Source organism: Nocardioides sp. WG-D5, assembly GCF_054031175.1.
Map to the genome: position 1 here is coordinate 3098569 of NZ_CM132928.1, position 21148 is coordinate 3119716.

The following is a 21148-nucleotide window of genomic DNA, read 5'->3' on the forward strand; positions in this document are numbered from 1 at the left end:
TGTAACCCTCCGAATCCGTTCCACCAGGTGGTTACGTGGCCGTACGCGAGTTTCACGCTCAATCCTAGAACGTGTTCTCGTTTTGGGGGGATGTCGGGGAGTGATCTCCAACACGTACGGCGCGTCGTCGAGCCTGACTCGATGGTGTTCCGGGTATCGCCCGGAGTCAAGGCGAGGCCTTCGGCTGCCGGGCCGAACCGCTGTGAACCGCAGCACATAGGACGCTCACAGTCTCGTCGTAAGGCCGCCACAGACCCACGTCGGAGCCTCGTCGGCATGACCCAACTCCTGGACCCACCGACCAGTCAGGCGCCTGAGCCGACACCCCCGACAAGCCGATGGCGCCCGACCCCCGAGCGGGCGTCCCTGATCGTCCTGCTCGCCCTGACCGCGGTCGCGTACCTGTGGACGCTGTCGGAGTCGGGATACGCCAACCAGTACTACTCCGCGGCCGCCCAGGCCGGCGGCGAGAGCTGGAAGGCGTGGTTCTTCGGGGCGCTCGACGCGAGCAGCTCGATCACGGTCGACAAGCCGCCAGCGTCGCTGTGGGTGATGGGCCTGTCCGTACGCATCTTCGGGCTGTCCTCGTGGAGCATCCTGGTCCCGCAGGCACTGATGGGCGTGACCACGGTCGGCCTGGTCCACGGCCTCGTCAGGAGGGTCGCGCCGTGGCAGGCGGGGATCGCGGCGGGGGCCTTCACCGCGCTGACGCCGGCGGCGGCGCTGATGTTCCGGTTCAACAACCCGGACGCGCTGCTGCTCCTGATGCTGGTCGGTGCCGGGTTCTCGACGTTGAAGGCGATCGAGACCGGCAGGGGCAGGTGGATGGTGCTGGCCGGGGTGCTGCTCGGCTTCGGCTTCCTGACCAAGATGCTGCAGGCGTTCCTGATCGTCCCGGCGATCGCGGTGGTCTACCTGATCGCCGGCCGAGGCACCTTCGCGAGGAGGATGGCGCACGGCATCGCCTGCTTCGCCGCGATGGTCGTCAGCGCCGGCTGGTACATCGCGGTCGTCGAGCTCATCCCGGAGTCCTGGCGGCCCTACATCGACGGCTCGACCGGCAACTCGCTCCTCGAGCTGACGCTCGGCTACAACGGCGTCGGCCGCCTCAACGGCGGCGACTACGGCGGCCTCGGCAACGCGGGCTTCTCCAGCGGGGCCGGGATCCTGCGGCTCTTCCAGGGTGTCTCCGGCGGCATGGTCGCCTGGCTGCTGCCCGCGGCGCTGCTCCTCCTGGTGACCGGGCTCGTCGCGCTGCGCAAGGCACCCCGCACCGATCTGACCCGTGCCACGCTCATGCTCAGCGGCGCCACGATGCTCGTCACCGGCCTGGTCTTCTCCTTCATGGAGGGCATCTACCACGACTACTACGTGGTCGCGCTGGCTCCGTGGATCGCGGTCACCGCGGTCGTCGGCACGGTCGTCATGTGGCGCGACCGCGACAGCCTCCTCGCCCGGGTCACCCTGGCGGTCGCCATGGCCGGCAGCTCCCTGTGGGGCTGGGTGCTCCTCGGGCAGTCGGGCGAGCAGCCGTACGACGCGCTGCGCTGGCCCATCCTGATCATCGGCCTCGGGCTCGCCGCCGCGTTCGTCCTCGCGGACAGGTTCACCCGCCGGGCCGCGGGCGTAACGCTCGCGGCGGCAGCCGTGACCTTGGGCATCGGGCCGGCGGCGTACGCCCTCCAGACGATCGGCACCGCTCACACCGGCTCGATCGTGACCGCGGGGCCGTACCAGGGCGGGATGGGCGGCATGGGCGGCGGCCGGGCCATGCCCGGTGGCGGTCCGGGCGGCCAGGTCATCGGCGCGCCGCCGAACGGCGCCCCCGGCGGAACCCAGGGCCAGCCGCAGCAGCTGCCGGGAGGCGGGGACGGCGGTGGCATGCCCAGCGGCCTGCGGGGCGGCGGGATGATGGGCGGCGGCGAGGTCGACGAGGAGCTGGCCGAGGCGGTCAGCACCAACGCCGGCAAATACACCTGGGTGGCCGCGACGATCGGCTCCCAGACCGCGGCCGGCCTCCAGCTGGAGACCGGCGAGGCGGTCATGGCGATCGGCGGATTCAACGGCACCTCGAACAGCATCACGCTCGAGCAGTTCCAGGAGTACGTCGCCGACGGCGAGATCCACTACTTCATCGCCGGCGGCGGGATGGGTGGGATGAGAGGCGGTGGCGACGAGACCTCCAGCGCCTCCGAGATCAGCGCCTGGGTGGAGGAGAACTTCACCCGGACCACGATCGGCGACAGCACCGTCTACGACCTGGCCCCGACAAGCTCGACCACCGGGACCGACTCGTGACCGCGGGAACGGAGCTCTCGAACGAAGGGTGGGTCCTCGACGGGAAGCGGCTGCTGACGGCGGTCGACCTGGTGATCCCGGTCCACAACGAGGAGAAGGACCTGGAGGCATCCGTACGCCGCCTCGACGGCTACCTGCGTACCTTGCCCATCCCCGCGACCATCACCATCGCCGACAACGCCAGCACCGACACCACCTGGGAGATCGCGGAGCGGCTCGCGACCGAGATCACCCGGGTCCGGGCGATCCACCTGGACGAGAAGGGCCGGGGAAGGGCGCTCAAGGCGGCCTGGTCCACTTCGCGGGCGGAGGTGGTCGGCTACATGGACGTCGACCTCTCCACCGACCTACGTGCCCTGCCGCCGCTGCTCGCCCCGCTGCTCTCGGGCCACTCCGACGTCGCCATCGGGTCCCGGCTGGCCCGGGGCAGCCGGATCGAGCGCGGACCGAAGCGGGACCTCCTGTCCAAGGGCTACAACCTGCTGCTGCGCGGGGTGCTCTCCGCGGAGTTCACCGACGCGCAGTGCGGCTTCAAGGCGGTCCGCCGGGACGTCGCGGAGAAGCTGCTCCCGCTGGTCGAGGACGACAGCTGGTTCTTCGACACCGAGCTGCTCGTGCTCGCCTCCGAGGCCGGTCTGCGCATCCACGAGGTGCCGGTGGACTGGGTCGACGACCCGGACTCCAGGGTCGACATCGCTGCGACGGTCAAGGAGGACCTCCGCGGTGTCGCCCGTCTCCTGAGAGGACTGGTGTCAGGACGGATCGACCTGCGCGGAGTGGCCGCGCTGAACGAGGCCATCGTTCCCGGCCCGAAGCGAGGCCTGCCCGAGCAGCTGATGCGGTTCGCCGCCGTCGGAGCGATGAGCACCCTCGCGTACGTCGTCCTCTACTCCCTCCTCCGGGTCACGGTCGACGCCCAGATCGCGAACCTGGTGAGCCTGCTGGTGACCGCCGTCGCCAACACGGCGGCCAACCGCCGGCTGACCTTCGGGATCACCGTGCGGCAGGGTGCCGTCAGGCATCACGTCGCCGGGCTGCTGGCCTTCGGGCTGGGGCTGGCGCTGACGTCGGGCTCGCTGGCACTCCTCCACCTGGCCGCCCCGATGCCGGCCAGACCCACCGAGCTGGTGGTGCTCGTCGTCGCCAACGCCGCCGCCACCCTGGTGCGATTCGTCATCCTGAGGGTGGTGATGGCCGCGCCGCGCTCTGCGATGACGGCCTAGGAGAAGGCCTGGGTGCCGATCACCCGGAGCAGGTCGAGCTTCTCGGCCGCGTCGGTGCCTTCGGCGGGGAAGTAGGCGACCAGCTGGATCTCCTGCCCCTCGCTGAAGAGCACCTCGCAGCGCACCTCGACGGCCCCGACCTCGGGATGGAGGAAGGTCTTCCGGTCGGCGCGGCGGACGCCCACCTCGTGGCGCTCCCAGAGCTCGCGGAACTCCGCGCTCGCGGCGAGCAGGTCGTCGACGAGGCCGGTGACGTCGGGGTCGCCGGCGCGACGGGCGTGGGTCGCGCGCAGGTCGCTGACGTGGACGGCCGAGATCCGGTCCCAGTCCTCCTCGGGCATCTGCCGGAAGGCCGGGTCGGTGAACCAGCGCCACACCATGTTCTCGGTCTTCCCTCCGCTGCCGCGCAGGTGTCCCACCAGCAGGTCGGCCATCGGGTTGGTGAAGAGCACCTCGCCGAGGTCGTTGCAGATCATCACGGGCAGGTCGGTGAGCCGGTTGGCCAGGGCGATGAGCCCGGGGCGTACGTGGCCTCGGCGGGGCGGTGGGGTCATCCCGGCCAGGTAGTAGAGGTGGTCGCGCTCGTCGAGGTCGCACTGCAGCGCCCGGGCGACCGCGTTGACCACCGACTCCGACGGCGCCGACCCGCGGGCCTGCTCCAGCCGGGTGTAGTGGTCGGTAGACACACCGGCGAGCATCGCGACCTCCTCGCGGCGGAGGCCGGGCGTACGCCGGCGGATGCCCTCGGGCAGGCCGACGTCGGCCGGGCGGATCAGCGCCCGCCGTCGGCGCAGGAAGTCGGCGAGTGCGTTGCGGTCGGTCACACCGACCAGTATCGATCCGGAGCCGAGCCTCAGCCAGGGAGAAGCCGTCCCTGGATGAACCGGCCCTGCCGTACGTCTCGGAAAGCCCGCACGGTGGAGGCATGACGAACTCACAGACAGCCCAGACACAGTTCCAGAAGCGCCGCCTCGGCAGCACCGGACCGGAGGTCTCCTCTCCCGCGCTCGGCGGGATGAGCCTCTCCGGCGCCTACGGCGCGGTCGACGACGAGGAGGGCGTACGCGTCATCCACGCCTATCTCGACGCCGGCGGCACCCTCATCGACACCGGCGACTTCTACGGCGCCGGGCACAACGAGATGCTCATCGGCCGGGCGCTGCGTGAGCGCAGCCGCGACGATGTGGTGCTCTCGGTGAAGTTCGGCGCCCTGCTCACCCCGGTCGGGCTGCCGGTCGGGTTCGACGGCCGTCCCGAGGCGGTCAAGTCGTTCCTGACCTACTCGCTGCAGCGGCTCGGCACCGACCACATCGACATCTACCGCCCCGCCCGCCTGGACCCGCAGGTGCCGATCGAGGAGACCGTGGGTGCGGTCCAGGAGCTGGTGGAGGCGGGCTACGTACGCCACATCGGGCTGAGCGAGGTCAGCGCGGACACCATCCGGCGGGCCGCCACGGTGGCCCCGATCAGCGACCTGCAGATCGAGTACTCCTTGCTCAGCCGGGATATCGAGACCAACGGCATCCTGGACACCTGCAACGAGCTGGGCATCGGCATCACCGCCTACAGCGTCCTCGGCCGCGGCCTCATCGGCGGCAGTGGCGCGCTCGGCGGCGCGCTCGCGCACATGCCGCGGTTCCAGGGAGACAACCTCGACCACAACCGCGCCCTGCTGGTCACCCTCGAGGAGATCGCCGCGGCCAAGGGCGTCACCCTGGCGCAGCTGGCCATCGCCTGGGTCGCGGCCCGGGGCAAGCACATCGTCCCGGTCATCGGCTCGCGTCGGGTGAGCCAGATCGACTCGATGGCTGGAGCGAACGCGGTCATGCTCGACGAGGCCGACCTCGCCCGCATCGACGCCGCGGTGCCCGTCGGTGCCGCTCGTGGCGACCGCTACCCCGCTCAGTTCATGGACCAGCTCGACAGCGAGCGGCCGGCCGCGGGCTGATGCGGGGGTCAGGCGGTGGGGTCGGTCGCGCGCCAGCGCAGCGGGTTCTCCTCGGACTCCTCGGCGACGTGCGCGGCGAGGCCGATCGTACGGCCCACCTGGAAGAACACCTCCGCGGCGGCGTCGGGCAGCTCGCAGGTGAGGACGAGGGCCGCGAGCGCCCCGTCGATGTTCGGCCGGCGATCGGTGCGGGCGGCTATCTCGGCCAGGCGAGACAGAGTCGGCGCGGAGCCGTCGACGAGGGCGAGCCGAGCCAGGATCGCATCGGCTCGTGGGTCGCCCTCGGGATGGCGCCAGTGCCCGAAGCCGGGGACCGGGCTGCTCGGGTCGGCCGGCGGGCCGTCCCGCAGCACGGCGAGAGCCGACCGGCCGATCCCGCCGTGCAGCTGCCCGGAGAGGGCTGCATAGCCGGCGACCAGGCAGTCGTACGCCGAGGCCCGAGCCGAAGCCGCGACCCGGGCCGCCACCACCGATGCGGCCAGGCCGTGGTCGAGGAGCGCGACCAGCGTGGTGTTGAGCGTGGCCACCTCCCGCGGGCTTCCCGGGCGCCCGGCGACGGCGGCGAAGATCGCCTCGGGAACCGGGCGGTCCTGGTCGGCGCGGCCGTCGAGTGCGAGAGGCGCCGCCCGCAGGAGGCCCTTGGCGACGCCGGCGGCCGCGGCGGGCCCGACCCACTCGCCGTGGGAACCGGCCCACTGGGCCAGTGCGGGGAGCCGTCGGTGGAGCGGGAGCGCGGCCAGGTGGTCCGGCACCTCGACGGCCACCGACGGGGCCGGACCCAGGACGAGATCGACCACCTCGTCCAACGGCTCGTCGGCGAGGTCGGCCAGGGGCACGCCGCGCAGGAACAGCTCACCCTCGCGTACCTCGCTCACGCTCGAGCGGACCGAGCGCATCGGCAGCACGCCGAGCGGGGAGCCGGGATGGTGGCGGGTGCTGGCCAGCGCGTCGATCTCGGCGCGGTCGAACAGGCTCTCGCCGCCGCTGCGGCGCCGGGTGAGCAGGCGCCGGCTGACGTAGGTGTAGAGCGTCGTGCGCTTCACCCCGAGGCGCTGAGCCGCCTCCCGCGTCGTGATCCACTCCGTCACGACCACACTCTCGCCCACGGAGCGGCTCCGGCGCCATGTCGACTCGATCGACATCGCGCCACCCGGCCCCGCGGCGGCACGGTGAGCTTCCGACCCGTCCGAGGAGGAGCCGCCATGCTGCCGCTGAACGACCTGACCGACATCCGGGGGAGCTACCTGCTCCATGCCGCCGAGATGTCCACCTCTCCCTGCTACCTCGCCTGGGCGAGCGCCGTCGCCGACGACCCGGAGGTGCTCCGGGTGCTGAGCGACCTGCCGACGCTGAAGCAGCAGGCCAACCTCGTCTTCGCGGCGGCTCGGTGGCACGGCCTCGAGCCCGGGCCCTACGCCGACCTCCGGGCCATGCTCCTCGGGCCGGAGTGGCCGCTGATGCGTGAGACGATCCTGGCGCGGCGTACGCAGACCAACGAGGTCGCCCGGCTGACCGCGCTGACCCCGGCACTGGGGATGCTCGGGGACCGGCCGCTCGCCCTCGTCGAGCTCGGCGCCAGCGCCGGGCTCTGCCTCTACCCCGACCGCTACGACTACCTCTGGGACGGCGCGGGCGAGCTCCGCGGCTCCGGCGGGCCGGTCCTCCGGATCCCGTCGGACGGGCCGGTCCCCGTGCCCGCCGCGCACCCGCGCATCACCGCTCGCGTCGGGATCGACCTCAACCCGCTCGACGTCACCGACGAGGAGGACATCAGGTGGCTGCTCACCCTGATCTGGCCGGGCCACGACGAGCGCCGCGACCGCCTCGCCGCGGCGATCGAGACGACCCGGGCCGAGCCACCCCGGCTCCTTGCCGGCGACATGCTCGACCGGCTGGACGACGCGCTGGAGATCGCCGCCGCCTCCGGCGGCACCCCGGTGGTCCATCACAGCGCGGCCGCGGCCTACCTGGACGAGCAGGATCGCGCCCGCCTCGAGCACCGCATGCGTACGCTCGTGGCGGCCGGCCGCTGCCACTGGATCAGCCTCGAGGGCCCGCGGGTGATTCCGTCCCTCGCCGCCGGTGCGCCGAACCCGCCCGACCCGGACCATCACTTCTGTCTCGCGGTCGACGGACGGGCGGTCGGCTGGTTCCAGGGCCACGGCGCGGCTCTCCGCTGGGACGTGGCCGTGAGACCGTGAGGAAGACCACAGGTCTTGGACCGATACAACCGGGCAACCCTGGTGTCCACGTGCTGATCTGCCCTACCGTTACCGGCCGGTAACCAGCACGGTGGGGTTCCGGACCCGCGCCGGTCATGAATCGGTCACGCGCTGATCGGCTGACCGGGATCCCACCATGCTGGAGACTGAAGACACTGCGCAGCTAGACCCAAGGAGTCGAGGATGCTCATCGGAGTGACCCGAGAGACGAAGCCCGGGGAGACCCGGGTCGCGGCCACCCCCGCGACCGTCAAACAGCTGACCGGCCTGGGCTATGACGTCGTCATCGAGAGTGGCGCCGGGGAGGCGTCCAGCTTCACGGACGAGGCGTACGCCGAGGCCGGCGCCCGCATCGGCACGGCCGCCGACGCGTGGGGTGCCGACCTGGTCTTCCGGGTCAACGCCCCCTCCGTCGGCGAGGTCGAGCTGCTGAAGAGCGGCGCGACGCTGGTCGCCCCGCTGGCGCCGGCGCAGAGCGGTGAGCTGCTCGACGCCCTGGCCGCCCGCAAGGTCGACGCGTTCGCGATGGACGCGGTGCCGCGTATCTCGCGGGCGCAGTCCATGGACATCCTCTCCAGCCAGGCCAACATCGCCGGCTACCGCGCCGTCGTCGAGGCGGCCCACCACTTCGGCCGCTTCTTCACCGGCCAGGTGACCGCGGCGGGCAAGGTGCCGCCGGCGAAGGTCCTCGTGGCCGGTGCCGGTGTTGCCGGCCTGGCCGCCATCGGCGCCGCGAGCTCGCTGGGCGCGATCGTGCGCGCGACCGACCCCCGCCCGGAGGTCGCCGACCAGGTCAAGTCGCTCGGTGGTGAATACCTGAAGGTCGAGGTCGAGGTCGAGAAGTCGACCGACGGCTACGCCAAGGCGACCTCGGAGGCCTACGACCAGCGCGCCGCGGAGATCTACTCCGAGCAGGCCGAGGACGTCGACATCATCGTGACCACCGCGCTGATCCCGGGACGCCCCGCGCCCCGACTGATCACCGCCGCGGACGTGGCGTCCATGAAGCCCGGCTCGGTCATCGTCGACATGGCCGCCGCGATGGGCGGCAACGTCGAGGGCACCGTCAAGGACGAGGTCGTCACCACGCCCAACGGCGTCACGATCATCGGCTACACCGACCTGCCCGCGCGCCTCCCCGCGCAGTCCAGCCAGCTCTACGGCACCAACCTGGTGAACCTGATGAAGCTGGTGACGCCCGAGAAGGACGGCGTGCTCGCCCTCGACCTCGAGGACCAGGTCCAGCGCGGCCTGACCGTCGTGCACGACGGTGGCGTGCTCTGGCCGCCCCCGCCCGTGCAGGTCTCGGCGGCTCCCGCCGTGGCCGAGCCCGCCGAGGTGGCGGTCAAGGAGGAGAAGAAGCCGCTCTCCGCCGGTGCCAAGCTCGCGCTCGTCGGCACCGGTGCGCTCGCGCTCTTCCTGCTCAACGCGGTCGCTCCGGCCGAGATCACCCGGCACTTCACCGTGCTCACGCTGTCCGTGGTGATCGGGTTCTACGTGATCGGCCACGTGCACCACGCGCTGCACACCCCGCTGATGTCGGTGACCAACGCGATCTCCGGCATCGTCGTGGTCGGCGCCCTGCTGCAGCTCACCGTCGCCGACAACGTGGTGCTCGTGCTCGCGGGCATCGCCACGCTGCTGGCGAGCATCAACATCTTCGGTGGCTTCGCCGTGACCCGCCGCATGCTCTCGATGTTCCGGAAGGCCTGAGGTAACACGTCATGGATATCTTCTCGATCGCCGGCGCCGCCTACCTCGTCGCCGCCCTCCTCTTCATCCTGTCGCTGGCAGGTCTGTCCAAGCACGAGACCGCCTCGCAGGGCTGGCTCTACGGCGTCGCCGGCATGGCGCTGGCGCTCATCGCGACCGTCATCCAGGTCGCCGACGCCGGCACCACGACCGCGATCCTCGTCCTGGCCGGTGCGGTCGCCGTCGGCGCGGTCATCGGCCTGTGGCGTGCCAAGGTCGTCGAGATGACCGGTATGCCCGAGCTGATCGCGCTGCTCCACTCCTTCGTGGGTCTGGCCGCCGTCCTGATCGGCTGGAACGGCCACCTCGAGGCCGCCGCCGGTCACATCCACGGGGGTGCGATCCACTCCGCCGAGGTCTTCATCGGCGTCTTCATCGGTGCGGTCACGTTCACCGGCTCGATCGTCGCGTTCCTGAAGCTCTCGGCGCGGATGAAGTCGGCGCCGCTGATGCTGCCCGGCAAGAACGTCATCAACATCGGCGCGCTGGTCGTCTTCGTGATCCTGACCGTCGTCTACGTCATCAACCCGACGCTCCCGCTGCTGATCGCCGTCACGGTCGTGGCGCTGGCGCTCGGCTGGCACCTGGTCGCCTCCATCGGCGGCGGTGACATGCCGGTCGTGGTCTCCATGCTCAACAGCTACTCCGGATGGGCCGCGGCCGCCTCGGGCTTCCTCCTGAGCAACGACCTGCTGATCGTCACCGGTGCCCTGGTCGGCTCCTCGGGTGCGTACCTCTCCTACATCATGTGCAAGGCGATGAACCGCTCGTTCATCTCGGTCATCGCCGGCGGGTTCGGCATCGAGGCCGGGCCGTCCGGTGACGTCGACTACGGCGAGCACCGCGAGATCAACGCCGAGGACACCGCCGAGCTCCTCGCCGGCGCCTCCTCCGTGGTCATCACCCCGGGCTACGGCATGGCCGTCGCCCAGGCGCAGTACCCGGTCGCCGAGCTCACCCGCATCCTGCGGGACAAGGGCGTGGACGTACGTTTCGGCATCCACCCGGTCGCCGGCCGCCTGCCGGGCCACATGAACGTCCTGCTGGCCGAGGCCAAGGTGCCCTACGACATCGTCCTGGAGATGGACGAGATCAACGACGACCTGGCCGAGACCGACGTCGTCCTGGTCATCGGTGCCAACGACACCGTGAACCCGGCTGCGGCCGAGGACCCGAGCAGCCCGATCGCGGGCATGCCCGTCCTGCGGGTCTGGGAGGCCAAGAACGTCGTCGTCTTCAAGCGGTCGATGGCCGCGGGCTACGCCGGTGTGCAGAACCCGCTCTTCTTCCGGGAGAACTCGCAGATGCTCTTCGGTGACGCCAAGACCAAGGTCGACGAGATCGTCGGCGCCCTCGCCCGGGTGCCTGCCTGAGGGACCCCGCGGCGAGACGTCGCTCAGGACGGCCGAGCGGTCACGATCGTGACTCCTCGGCCGTTCTGCGTGTGGCGGCGAGCGTGCCGAGCAGCCTGAGGGCGTCGGCGCACTGCGTGGCCGGCTTGGCGTGGTAGACGATGAGCTCCTGGCCGGGCGACGACTTCACGTCGAAGGCGTTCATCCACAGAGTCATCTCGCCGACCTCGGGGTGGCGGAACCGCTTGGACTCCATGCGCTTGCGGCGAGCCTCGTGACGCTCCCACAGCCGGGCGAAGTCGGGGCTCCGGGCGAGCATCATGTCGACGACCTCGTTGATCCGCGGCTCGGTGGGATCCTCGCCGTACGCCATCCGCAGCCCGGCCACCGTGTAGGCGGCGACGTGCTCCCAGTCGGGGTAGAGGCTGCGCCCACCCGGGTCGAGAAAGATCTTCACCACCAGGTTGGCGCCGTGCTCGAAGCCTCCGAAGAGGGCGTACGCCAGGGCGTTCCCGGCCAGCAGGTCGTAGCCGCGTCCGAGAACGATCGCCGGGTTGTCGGGCCACATGTCGAGGAGGCGCCGCAGCTCCGGGTCGACCCGCTCCGTCGGAGTCGTACGCCGCGCTCCCGGCGCCACACCGGCGAGCTGGAACAGGTGCAGCCGCGCGTCCTCGTCCAGGATCAGCACCTGTGCCAGCGCCTCCAGCACCTGCGCCGACGGGCTGCGCTCGCGGCCCTGCTCGAGACGTACGTAGTAGTCGACACTCATCCCGGCCTGGGTCGCGACCTCCTCGCGCCGCAGCCCCGGCACCCGGCGACGGCCGAAGTCCGGGATCCCGGCCGCCGCGGGCGTGACCTGGGCACGCCGGGCCCGCAGGAAGTCGCCCAGGAGGTTGTCGGCCATACCTCCAGGCTAGAGGGCGGATCCGCGCGATGCCTGGGTGTGCCGCTCCCAGGCAGAACGCGTCCTGTTGCCGCTGGCTCGACCGGCCGATCGTCGAGGATATGAACCACAACGGAACCACCACCTCCAGGACCTGGCTGATCACGGGAGCCTCCCGCGGCTTCGGCCAGGCGTACGCCGCGGCGGCCCTCGCCCGAGGCGACCGGGTCGCCGCCACCTTCCGTGCTCCGGATGCCCTCGACGGGCTCCGGGAGCAGTACCCGGACACGCTTCTCCCGCTCGCCCTCGACGTCACCGACCGGGACGCCGTGCGGGCGGGTGTCGACCAGACCGAGGAGCGGCTCGGCCCGCTCGACGTCGTCGTCAACAACGCCGGCTACGGCCACTTCGGCGCGGTCGAGGAGCTGACTCCGAGCGAGCTGCGGGACCAGATCGAGACCAACCTCTTCGGTGTCCTCCACGTCACCCAGGCGGTGCTCCCCCGCATGCGGTCTCGCCGGGCCGGCCATCTCGTGCAGATCTCCTCGATCGGTGGCATCGGCGCCTTCCCCAACGTCGGGGCCTACCATGCGTCCAAGTGGGCGCTGGAGGGCCTCAGCGAGGCACTTGCCGCCGAGGTCGCCCGGTTCGGCATCCGGGTCACCATCGTCGAGCCCGGCGCCTTCGGCACCGACTGGAGCGGCCCGTCCGCCCGCCACAGCACACCGCTGGACGCCTACGACCCCATGCGCGAGGAGGCCGCCGCGCGTCGCGCTGGCTTCAGCGTCGGCGACCCGGCCGCCGCTGCGGACGCGCTCCTGGAGATCGTCGACGCACCCGAGCCGCCGCTGCGGGTGCTCTTCGGCGACCAGGCTCCCGATCTCATCCGGGGCATCTACGAGCGGCGGCTCGCCGAGTGGGACGCGTGGGGACACCTCGCCGTCCGATCGCACGGCGGGGCTGAGCCGGCCGAGGTGAGCGCGCGATGACCGCCGACCAGAAGATCGTCCTCGTCACCGGCGCGTCCAGCGGCATCGGTGAGGCCACCGCCCGACGGCTCGCCACCGAGGGCCACCACGTCGTGCTCGCGGCCCGCCGCAAGGACCGCCTCGACGAGATCGTCACCGAACTGACCGGTGCCGGGAAGTCCGCCGAGGGACATGCGCTCGATGTCACGGACCTCGCTGCGTACAAGGCTCTTGTCGACGACGTCGTCGCAGGTCAGGGGCGCATCGACGCCGTCGTGGGCAATGCCGGGGTCATGCTGCTGTCCCGTCTCGACGCGTTCTTGGTCGAGGAGTGGGACCGGATGATCGATGTCAACGTACGCGGCCTCCACCACGGGATCGCCGCCGCCCTGCCGCACTTCCAACGGCTTGGTGGCGGGCATTTCGTCACCATCGCCTCGATAGCTGCCCACCAGGTCAGCCCGACCGCCGCGCTGTATGCCGCCACCAAGTACGCAGCGTGGGCGCTCACCGAGGGCCTGCGACAGGAGTCCGACCCGTCGATCAGGGTCACCACGATCTCGCCGGGCGTGGTCACCTCCGAGCTCGCCACCCATCTCACCGACCCCGTGGCAGCCGAACTGATGGCGACCTACCGTGCCCATCAGATCCCCGCAGACGCGATCGCCAGGGCGGTCGGATTCGCCCTCGCGCAGCCCCCGGACGTCGATGTCAACGAGATCGTCGTGCGTCCGACAGGCCAGCGGTGAGGCGACCGGGAGTGGTGCAGATCTCGTCCTTCTGAATTCCCCGGGGCTCGGGCACGGCACCCAGAATGAGTGTCGTGTCCGAGCCGTTGACAGACTCCCTCGAGTCGATCCGCGTCCCCCACACCCTGCTGGAGGACGCGCTCGGCTACGTGACCAGCATCGTGGTGACCTCGCTGGGTCTCTACCTGATCCAGTCGGTCGGCTCGGTGACCGGCGGCACCGCCGGCCTGAGCCTGCTGGTGAGCTACTGGACCGGGCTGCCGTTCGAGGTGCTGTTCGTGCTGGTCAACCTGCCCTTCTTCGGGCTCGCGCTCTCCAAGAAGGGCACCTGGTTCACGGTCCGGTCGCTGGGCTGCGTCATCGCGGTCTCGGCGATGACCCGGGTCCACGCCGACCTGCTCCCGCTCGACGGGCTCGACACGATCTACGGCGTCGTGGCCGGCAACCTGCTCGTCGGCCTCGGGCTCCTGGTGATCTTCCGCCACGGCGCCTCGCTGGGCGGGTTCAACGTGCTCGCCCTGGTCCTGCAGGAGCGGCTCAACCTGCGCGCCGGATACGTCCAGATGGGTCTCGACCTCAGTGTCATCCTGCTCGCGCTCGCCGTCGTCTCGCCCGTGACCGTCCTGCTCTCCGCCCTCGGTGCGGTCGTCCTCAACATCATCCTGGCCTTCAACCACCGCCCCGGCCGCTACCTCGCCTGACGCCCTCTGAGACAGTTTGTCGCTCAAGGCAGTAGACATTGCAGAATGGATGCATGACTGCCGCGAAGCGCGCGCCCCAGCCCGGCGCCGAGGACCTGACCGAGCACCTGCGTGACCGCTGGTCGGTGAGCGTCTTCGACCCGGCCCACGAGCTCGCCGACGCCGAGATCAGGCTGCTGCTCGAGGCGGCCCGTTGGGCACCGAGCGCGGGCAACAGCCAGCCGTGGTCCTTCCTGGTCCTGCCTCGTGGATCGGCCGGCCACCAGACCTTCGTCGCCCACCTCTCCCGCGGCAACTCCGGCTGGGTCCCGCGGGCCTCGGCCGTCTTCGTCGCGGTCGCCCAGGTCGCCGCCGACCCGGACGGCAACGGCCCGAAGTGGGCCGACTACTCCTACTACGACCTCGGTCAGGCGGCCGCGCACCTGTCCGTCCAGGCCGCCTCCCTCGGGCTGTCCTCCCATCAGTTCGCCGGGTTCGACCACGGTGCGGTGGCGGCAGCCTTCGGCGTACCGGACTGGTGGAAGGTCATGACCGGCATCGCGGTGGGCCTCCACGGCGACCCCGCCGAGGTCGACCCGCGCGATGCCGAGCGCGAGGAGCGCGAGCGTGTCCGGCGTCCGCTCGAGGAGATCGCGTACGCCGACAAGTGGGGCACGCCCTGGGCGTGACGTCCCGCGTGGCCGTCCGGGGAGCGGTCCAAAAAGGTCGTACCCGGCGGGGCATCGGTCTAAGGTGCCCGGGTGGAGAGCGGTCAGGGAGCACGTCTGCTCCGGCGCGTGGCAGCGGGTCTGTTCGTGCTGGGGCTGCTGGGTGCTGGGCTGGTGATGACGGCGCCGACAGCCGTCGCGGCACCCGATGACGGGGTCGGCGAGTCCTCGCGCACCCGCTACGTGCTCGACGAGAAGGCCCGGACGGTGAAGGTGAAGTCCGAGGTCACCGTCACCAACCAGCAGCCGAGCACGGCCACGACCTACTACTTCCTGACCGGTCACGCGATCCCGATCCCGGCCGGCGCGAAGAAGGTCAGGGCGACCAGCAACGGCGCGAACCTGCCGGTGAGCACGGAGAAGGTCAAGGGCACCGGTCTCGAGGTGGTGACCGTGTCCTTCCCGAACCTCTACTACGGCAAGTCGCGCACGATCACCTGGACCTACGAGCTGACGGGCACCCCGATCCGGGCGAAGAAGAACCACATCCGGATCGGTGAGGGCTACGCCGTCTTCCCCGTGATCGGCCTCGGTGACGACGGGCAGGTGACCGTCGACGTGGTGCTGCCGAAGTCGATGACGTTCACCGCCTCCTCGGGCGACTTCACCAAGAAGACGAAGGGCAGGACGACGACCTGGCACTCCGAGGGCGACTTCGTCGACGCCGGCGTCTCCGCCCGCGACCCGAAGGCCTTCGACGAGAAGAAGATCGAGATCGGCGACACGAAGCTGTCGCTGCAGAGCTTCCCCGAGGACGAGGACTGGCTCGACTTCGCCGAGAAGCGGGTGACCGAGGGCATGCCGGTGCTCGAGCGCCTGACGGGCAACGAGTGGCCCGGCGGTCTGGAGACCATCCGTGAGGACGGCTCCGCGGAGGCGGTCGGCTACGCCTGGTTCGACTCCGACGCCGACGAGATCGTCGTCTCCGAGGATTTGGACACGGCGATCCTCTACCACGAGATGACCCACGCCTGGATCAACCCCGACCTCGTCGAGGGCCGCTGGCTGAGCGAGGGCCTGACCGAGGTCATCGCCCAGCGCGCGACGAAGGAGGTCGGCGCCAAGGGGCAGAAGTACGGCAAGGTGAAGCGTGGCGGCAAGGCCGCGTTCCCGCTCCTGAGCTGGGACGCCGAGGGGTGGAGCCAGGAGAACGACGCGTACGGCTATCCGGCGGCCTACACCGCCGTCTCGGCGATGCTCTCCGACCTCACCGACGAGCAGCTCACCCAGGTGGTCGACGACGTCTACGACGGCCGCAGCGGCTACGACCCCGCCGACGACGAGATCAGCAGCGGTCCGGTCGACTGGCGCTTCTTCCTCGACATCGTGCAGAGGTACGACACCGACGCCTCTCCGGAGAAGCCGCTGAAGACGTGGGTGCTGACCCGTGCCGAGGCCAAGCAGCTCAAGCCCAGGGCCAAGGCCCGCCAGGCGTACGCCGCGATCGACACCGCCGACGGTGAGTGGATGCCGCCCCTGGGGCTGCGCGACGTCATGGCCGCGTGGACGTTCGAGGACGTCGACCCGGTCATCGGTCAGCTCGGCGCTGCGAGCGCCGATGCCGCCGCGGTCCAGGAGGCTGCGGAGAAGGCGGACCTGCCGGTGCCGACGGCGGCCAGGGAGGCTTACGAGGGCGCGAACGAAGAGGCTCTCTATCGCGACCTCGCCACCACGCTGCCCCGCACTGCCGAGGTGATCACCGAGGTCGGCGAGGCGACGGCCGACGTCGAGGGGATGCAGGACCCGCTGACCGAGCTCGGTGAGCTGGTGCTGCTTCTCGACGCGGGCGCGGCCGGTGCGCGAGCGGACCTCGACAACGGCTATCTCGAGGACGCCTCCTCCACCGCGGCCGGGGTGAGCGCCCGGGCCGACTGGGCCCTGGCCGTCGGCCTAGTCGCGCTGCTGGTGCTCGTCGGTGTGGCGTACGCGGCGTTCCGGGTGCTTCGCAGCCCGTGGGCACGGGGCCGGCGCCAGGCTCGCCAGCAGCGGCGCGCGGCCCGCAAGGCCTTCCTCGCCCAGGTCAAGGAGACGAAGAAGGCGGGGGCTCCGTGGGATCGCCCGGCGCCGCCGATGCCGCCGATGCCGCCGATGGGCGGCCCGCCGATGCCCGGTCCGCCGATGGCCGGTCCGCCGGGCAGCCGGTCGGGCAGCCCGCCGGGACCCGCGGGATCAGTCGGTGGCGAGCTCTTCGGCGTACAGCGCGGCCCCCACGGCCCCCGCGGTGTTGAGCAGCTTCGCCGGGATGATCTCGGTGTCCAGTTCGAGCAGCGGCAGGAACTCCGCCGCTTCCTTCGACACCCCTCCGCCGACCAGGAATAGGTCGGGCGAGAAGAGCATCTCCAGGTGGCGGTAGTACTTCTGCAGCCGCTTGGCCCAGTGCTTCCAGGAGAGGTCCTCGCGCTTGCGGGCGACGTTGGAGGCACGCGTCTCGGCGTCGTGGCCGTCGAGCTCGAGGTGGCCGAGCTCGGAGTTGGGCACGAGCACGCCGTCGTAGAGGAGCGCCGAGCCGATGCCGGTGCCGAGCGTGGTCATGATGACCAGCCCGCGCCGGCCCTTCGCGGCGCCGTAGCGGACCTCGGCCAGGCCGGCCGCGTCGGCGTCGTTGACCACGTGCACGTCGCGCCCGGTGGCCGCGGTGAAGATCGCGTCCGCGTCGGCGCCGATCCAGGACTTGTCGATGTTGGCGGCGGAGTGGACCACCCCGTGGCGTACGACGCCGGGGACGGTCACGCCGACCTTCCCGTCGTAGTCCGGGAACTGGGCGAGCAGGTCGACGAAGATCTCGGCGATGGCCTCGGGGGTGGAGCGTTCGGGGGTCGGGATGCGTACGCGTTCCTCGGCGAACTCGCCGGTCGCGAGGTCGATCGGGGCACCCTTGATGCCGGTGCCGCCGAAGTCGATGCCGAAGGGCAGGCTCGTCGTCATGCGTCCATCCTATTTACAAGCACCGACGTGACGTACGACACTTGACAGATCATCCTGAATTGTCAAGGGGGTCGACGATGGAGATCGCCAACAGCACCGTGCCCGACGGCTCGACCGAGCAGTGGCGCGACAAGAAGCGCTATCTGTGGCTGCTGGGCCTGGTGGTTCCCATCCTCGGCTTCATCGCGATCGGCGGCTGGCATCTCACCGACATCGGCGCGTTCCTGTGGACCGGACCGATCATCATCCTGATCGTGGTGCCGGCGATCGACCTGTTCGCGGGCCTCGACCAGTCCAACCCGCCCGACGACATGATCGAGGCGCTGGAGAACGACCGCTACTACCGGTGGATCGTCTACTCCTACCTCCCGCTGCAGTACGCCGTCTTCATCGGCGGCATGGCCATCGCCGCCCACGGCGCCTTCGACGGCCACACCCTGAGCACGGTCGACCGGGTCGGGCTGGCGATCTCGGTCGGGTGCATCGGCGGCATCGGCATCAACACCGCCCACGAGCTCGGCCACAAGCGCGAGGACGTCGAGCGCTGGCTGTCCAAGATCGCCCTCGCGCAGAGCTTCTACGGCCACTTCTACATCGAGCACAACCGCGGTCACCACGTCCGTGTCGCGACGCCGGAGGACCCGGCCTCGTCCAGGGTCGGCGAGTCCTTCTACGCCTTCTGGCCGCGCACGGTCTCGGGGTCGCTGAAGAGCGCGTGGCGGCTGGAGAGGAAGAGGTACGGCCGCCGCGACCAGCACCCGTTCCGGATCGGCAACGACGTACTCAACGCCTGGCTCATGTCCGCGGTGCTCTGGGGCGGGCTGATCGTGTGGCTCGGGCCGGTGGTGATCCCGTTCCTGTTGATCCAGGCCGTGGTCGGGTTCTCGCTGCTCGAGGTCATCAACTACATGGAGCACTACGGGATGCTGCGGCAGAGGGTCGGTCGACGCTACGAGCGCGTCGACCCCAGCCACTCGTGGAACTCCAACAACATCGCGACCAACGTGCTGCTCTACCACCTGCAGCGCCACAGCGACCACCACGCCAACCCCGTACGCCGCTACCAGACCCTGCGCGACTACAAGGAGTCTCCGGTGCTGCCGACCGGCTACGCCGGGATGATCCTGCTCGCGATCCTGCCGCCGGTCTGGCGCCGGGTGATGGACCCGAGGGTGCTGGCGCACTTCGACGGCGACATGTCGCGGGCCAACATCCTGCCGCGCAAGCGGGAGAAGATCCTGGCGAAGTATCCGCCGCCCGCCGCCGACCGGGCCGAGGCCGGCGACGACACCGTCGCCCAGGTCATCGCGGCCGAGGTCCTGGCCGCCCGCTGCCCCGGCTGCGGCTACACCTACCGGGTCGAGGAGGGCAACGAGGCCGAGGGCTTCGCCGCCGGCACGGCCTGGGCGGACGTACCCGACGACTGGTGCTGTCCGGACTGCGGTGTCCGGGAGAAGGTCGACTTCGTGCCGCTGGCGTCGGACTCGGTCGAGTCCTAGGGGCCGGGCGCACTAGACTCTGGCCCCATGGCGGCCGGAGTACCTGAAACCACCCGTCAGCGGATCCTCGACGCTGCCGTCGAGATGACGACCGAGACCGGGTGGGCGAGCGTGACGATGTCGCGCATCGCGGAGCGGTGCGGCGTCAGCCGGCAGACCGTCTACAACGACATCGGCGCCAAGCCGGCCCTGGCCAAGTCGCTGATCCTGCGCGAGCTGGAGCAGTTCCTCGCCGTCGTGAGCGCGGCCTTCGACGAGGAGGACGACTTCCTCGGGGCGATCCGGCAGGCGACGTACGGCGTGCTCGACCGTGCCCAGGACAACAAGCTGCTGCACGCGGTGGTCTCGGCCACCCACGGCGCCGACACCGAGCTGCTGCCCTACCTGACCAGTCACAGCGAGGGGCTGCTCGGCTACGCGATCGAGATCATCCACCAGCACATCGACAAGTTCGACCATGGGCTCAGCGACCATCAGGCCGATGTCGCCATCGAGATGGTCGTGCGGGTCGTGCTGAGCCACGTCATGCAGCCCACCAAGTCGCCCGACGAGACGGCCGACGACATCGCCTGGCTGGCGTCGCGGGTCCTCGGCTGAGTTACCCACGAGTTGGGTCGTCACCAACCCTCGCCTAACCTTCCTGCGGGGAGGTGACTGGATGCGACAGGTCTCGTTGAGAGCGGCCGCGGCGATCGGGGCGGTCCTCGTGGTGACCCTGGCGGCCTGTGCAGGCGAGCCGTCCAAGCCGGCCTCCCCGAGCGGCAGCCCGAGCGCGAGCGCGAGCGGGGCCGCGAAGGACGAGAGTCCTGTCGCCGACCCGTCGCACGCCGTGGAGATGCCCGGGAAGCGCGAGGGCACGCTGCACTCGACCGATCTGCTGATCCTCTCCGAGGACACCCTCTCCTCCGCCGACGTCAAGAAGATCCGGTCTCTCGACGGTGTGTCCGGGGTCGAGCAGATCTCGATGGCCCAGGTCAGCGTCGAGGGGCGGCTGGTGAAGGTGGTCGCGGTCGACCCGTCGACCTACCGCAACTTCGCCCCCTTCCAGAGCGCCGACTCCGACGAGGTCTGGCAGCGCGTCGCCGGAGGCGAGGTGGCGATCGACCCCGAGCGCCAGGACGAGCTCCCGGCCGACAAGGACGGCTTCGTCACGCTGGGCTCCAAGAAGGACGCGACCACCGTCCACGTCGGTGCGTACGCTCCCCAGCCGCCGGGCCTCGCCGCCGCGGTCGTCAACCACAGGTGGGGCGAGGAGATGGGCATGGAGAAGGGCAACGCGCTCATCGTCTCCACCGCCGCCATCGCTCCCAACCGGGTCGTCGCGCCGATCCAGAAGGTCGTCGGCTCGGACGCCTCGGTCCAGCGCCTCGACGTCGTCGCCCGCGCCGGCCTCGACCCCAACGCTCCCCAGAAGGCCTACGTCGTCGGCACCGTCGCCGAGGCCGTCGGCAACTACACCTACCGCGCCAACGGCGACGGCACCATCACCCCCGCCTCGAGCTGGGTGAGCTCCCACATCGTGACGGCCCAGGTGCCGATCCTCGGCTCGGTGACCTGCAACAAGGTGATGATCCCGCAGTTGCGTGCGGCGCTGCAGGAGGTCGTCGACCGCGGCCTGGCCAAGAAGATCATCCCGTCGCAGTACGCCGGCTGCTACTACCCGCGCTTCATCGCCAACACCACCCAGCTCTCCAACCACGCGTTCGGCACCGCCGTCGACCTCAACACCGCCGGCAACCAGCGCGGCACCGTCGGCGAGATGGACCGCACCGTCGTCTCCATCTTCGAGCGCTGGGGCTTCACCTGGGGCGGCAATTGGAAGTGGACCGACCCGATGCACTTCGAGATGAACCGGATCGTCAAACCTGGCTAACCCCGGGGTAGTTGCCCACCCGCTTGGGACGCCGCATCTACGCTGGGG

At 70.6% G+C, this 21148-nt stretch carries 17 protein-coding genes; 13 read left to right on the forward strand and 4 right to left on the reverse strand.

Going from position 1 to position 21148, the window contains the following annotated elements; all coding sequences use genetic code 11:
* The first annotated feature begins 276 nt into the window (after positions 1–276).
* Both ACWZJV_RS15150 and ACWZJV_RS15155 read left to right on the forward strand, forming a co-directional pair.
* On the forward strand, positions 277–2298 hold the full coding sequence (locus ACWZJV_RS15150; protein WP_457176858.1) for an ArnT family glycosyltransferase: 2022 nt from the start codon (positions 277–279) through the stop codon (positions 2296–2298).
* Positions 2295–3521 carry a glycosyltransferase gene (locus ACWZJV_RS15155; RefSeq protein ID WP_457176860.1) on the forward strand — a complete coding sequence of 409 codons (1227 nt, stop codon included), beginning with the start codon at positions 2295–2297 and terminating at the stop codon, positions 3519–3521. The genes ACWZJV_RS15150 and ACWZJV_RS15155 overlap by 4 nt, the downstream gene beginning before the upstream one ends.
* Here the strand turns inward: ACWZJV_RS15155 and ACWZJV_RS15160 are convergent.
* Complete coding sequence (locus tag ACWZJV_RS15160) at positions 3518–4345, reverse strand: helix-turn-helix transcriptional regulator (protein ID WP_196876010.1); 828 nt, start codon at positions 4343–4345, stop codon at positions 3518–3520. The genes ACWZJV_RS15155 and ACWZJV_RS15160 overlap by 4 nt on opposite strands.
* Positions 4346–4446: 101 nt before the next feature.
* Here ACWZJV_RS15160 and ACWZJV_RS15165 point away from each other — a divergent pair, with 101 nt between their 5' ends.
* Complete coding sequence (locus tag ACWZJV_RS15165) at positions 4447–5469, forward strand: aldo/keto reductase (protein WP_196876009.1); 1023 nt, start codon at positions 4447–4449, stop codon at positions 5467–5469.
* An 8-nt stretch (positions 5470–5477) separates the two neighbouring features.
* On the opposite strand, the gene ACWZJV_RS15170 is transcribed toward ACWZJV_RS15165, so the two are convergent.
* On the reverse strand, positions 5478–6557 hold the full coding sequence (locus ACWZJV_RS15170) for a citrate synthase (RefSeq protein WP_457176862.1): 1080 nt from the start codon (positions 6555–6557) through the stop codon (positions 5478–5480).
* Between the two features lie 114 nt (positions 6558–6671).
* Here ACWZJV_RS15170 and ACWZJV_RS15175 point away from each other — a divergent pair, with 114 nt between their 5' ends.
* The 3 genes from ACWZJV_RS15175 (at position 6672) to pntB (ending at position 10816) form a co-directional block, all read left to right on the forward strand.
* Positions 6672–7670: a DUF2332 domain-containing protein gene (locus tag ACWZJV_RS15175; RefSeq protein WP_196876007.1), complete on the forward strand. Its 999-nt coding sequence runs from the start codon at positions 6672–6674 to the stop codon at positions 7668–7670.
* A gap of 204 nt (positions 7671–7874) precedes the next feature.
* Positions 7875–9404, forward strand: a complete 1530-nt coding sequence (locus tag ACWZJV_RS15180; protein WP_196876006.1) for a Re/Si-specific NAD(P)(+) transhydrogenase subunit alpha — start codon at positions 7875–7877, stop codon at positions 9402–9404.
* 11 nt (positions 9405–9415) lie between these two features.
* Positions 9416–10816 carry a Re/Si-specific NAD(P)(+) transhydrogenase subunit beta gene (gene pntB / locus ACWZJV_RS15185; RefSeq protein ID WP_008355801.1) on the forward strand — a complete coding sequence of 467 codons (1401 nt, stop codon included), beginning with the start codon at positions 9416–9418 and terminating at the stop codon, positions 10814–10816.
* A gap of 40 nt (positions 10817–10856) precedes the next feature.
* On the opposite strand, the gene ACWZJV_RS15190 is transcribed toward pntB, so the two are convergent.
* Complete coding sequence (locus ACWZJV_RS15190; protein ID WP_457176865.1) at positions 10857–11699, reverse strand: helix-turn-helix transcriptional regulator; 843 nt, start codon at positions 11697–11699, stop codon at positions 10857–10859.
* A 101-nt stretch (positions 11700–11800) separates the two neighbouring features.
* On the opposite strand from ACWZJV_RS15190, the gene ACWZJV_RS15195 reads away from it, so the two are divergent.
* From ACWZJV_RS15195 to ACWZJV_RS15210, 4 genes are all read left to right on the forward strand, one after another.
* Entirely contained in the window at positions 11801–12667 is an 867-nt protein-coding gene (locus ACWZJV_RS15195; protein ID WP_457176867.1) for an oxidoreductase, read from the forward strand.
* Positions 12664–13395 carry an SDR family oxidoreductase gene (locus tag ACWZJV_RS15200; protein ID WP_457176869.1) on the forward strand — a complete coding sequence of 244 codons (732 nt, stop codon included), beginning with the start codon at positions 12664–12666 and terminating at the stop codon, positions 13393–13395. Before ACWZJV_RS15195 ends, ACWZJV_RS15200 begins: the two co-directional genes overlap by 4 nt.
* A 65-nt stretch (positions 13396–13460) precedes the next feature.
* A complete protein-coding gene (locus tag ACWZJV_RS15205) occupies positions 13461–14096 on the forward strand; it encodes a YitT family protein (RefSeq protein WP_008355803.1) in 636 nt (211 codons plus the stop codon).
* Between the two features lie 53 nt (positions 14097–14149).
* A complete protein-coding gene (locus ACWZJV_RS15210) occupies positions 14150–14764 on the forward strand; it encodes a nitroreductase family protein (protein WP_008355805.1) in 615 nt (204 codons plus the stop codon).
* Positions 14765–16972: 2208 nt separating this feature from the next.
* Here ACWZJV_RS15210 and ppgK read toward each other — a convergent pair.
* Positions 16973–17728: a polyphosphate--glucose phosphotransferase gene (gene ppgK, locus ACWZJV_RS15215; RefSeq protein WP_196876001.1), complete on the reverse strand. Its 756-nt coding sequence runs from the start codon at positions 17726–17728 to the stop codon at positions 16973–16975.
* Between the two features lie 77 nt (positions 17729–17805).
* Here ppgK and ACWZJV_RS15220 point away from each other — a divergent pair, with 77 nt between their 5' ends.
* The 3 genes from ACWZJV_RS15220 (at position 17806) to ACWZJV_RS15230 (ending at position 21100) form a co-directional block, all read left to right on the forward strand.
* Complete coding sequence (locus ACWZJV_RS15220; protein ID WP_457176872.1) at positions 17806–19227, forward strand: fatty acid desaturase; 1422 nt, start codon at positions 17806–17808, stop codon at positions 19225–19227.
* A gap of 27 nt (positions 19228–19254) precedes the next feature.
* Positions 19255–19824, forward strand: coding sequence for a TetR family transcriptional regulator (locus tag ACWZJV_RS15225; protein WP_008355812.1), 570 nt, complete (start codon positions 19255–19257; stop codon positions 19822–19824).
* Positions 19825–19885: 61 nt separating this feature from the next.
* Positions 19886–21100 carry a M15 family metallopeptidase gene (locus ACWZJV_RS15230; protein WP_457176874.1) on the forward strand — a complete coding sequence of 405 codons (1215 nt, stop codon included), beginning with the start codon at positions 19886–19888 and terminating at the stop codon, positions 21098–21100.
* Positions 21101–21148: the final 48 nt, after the last annotated feature.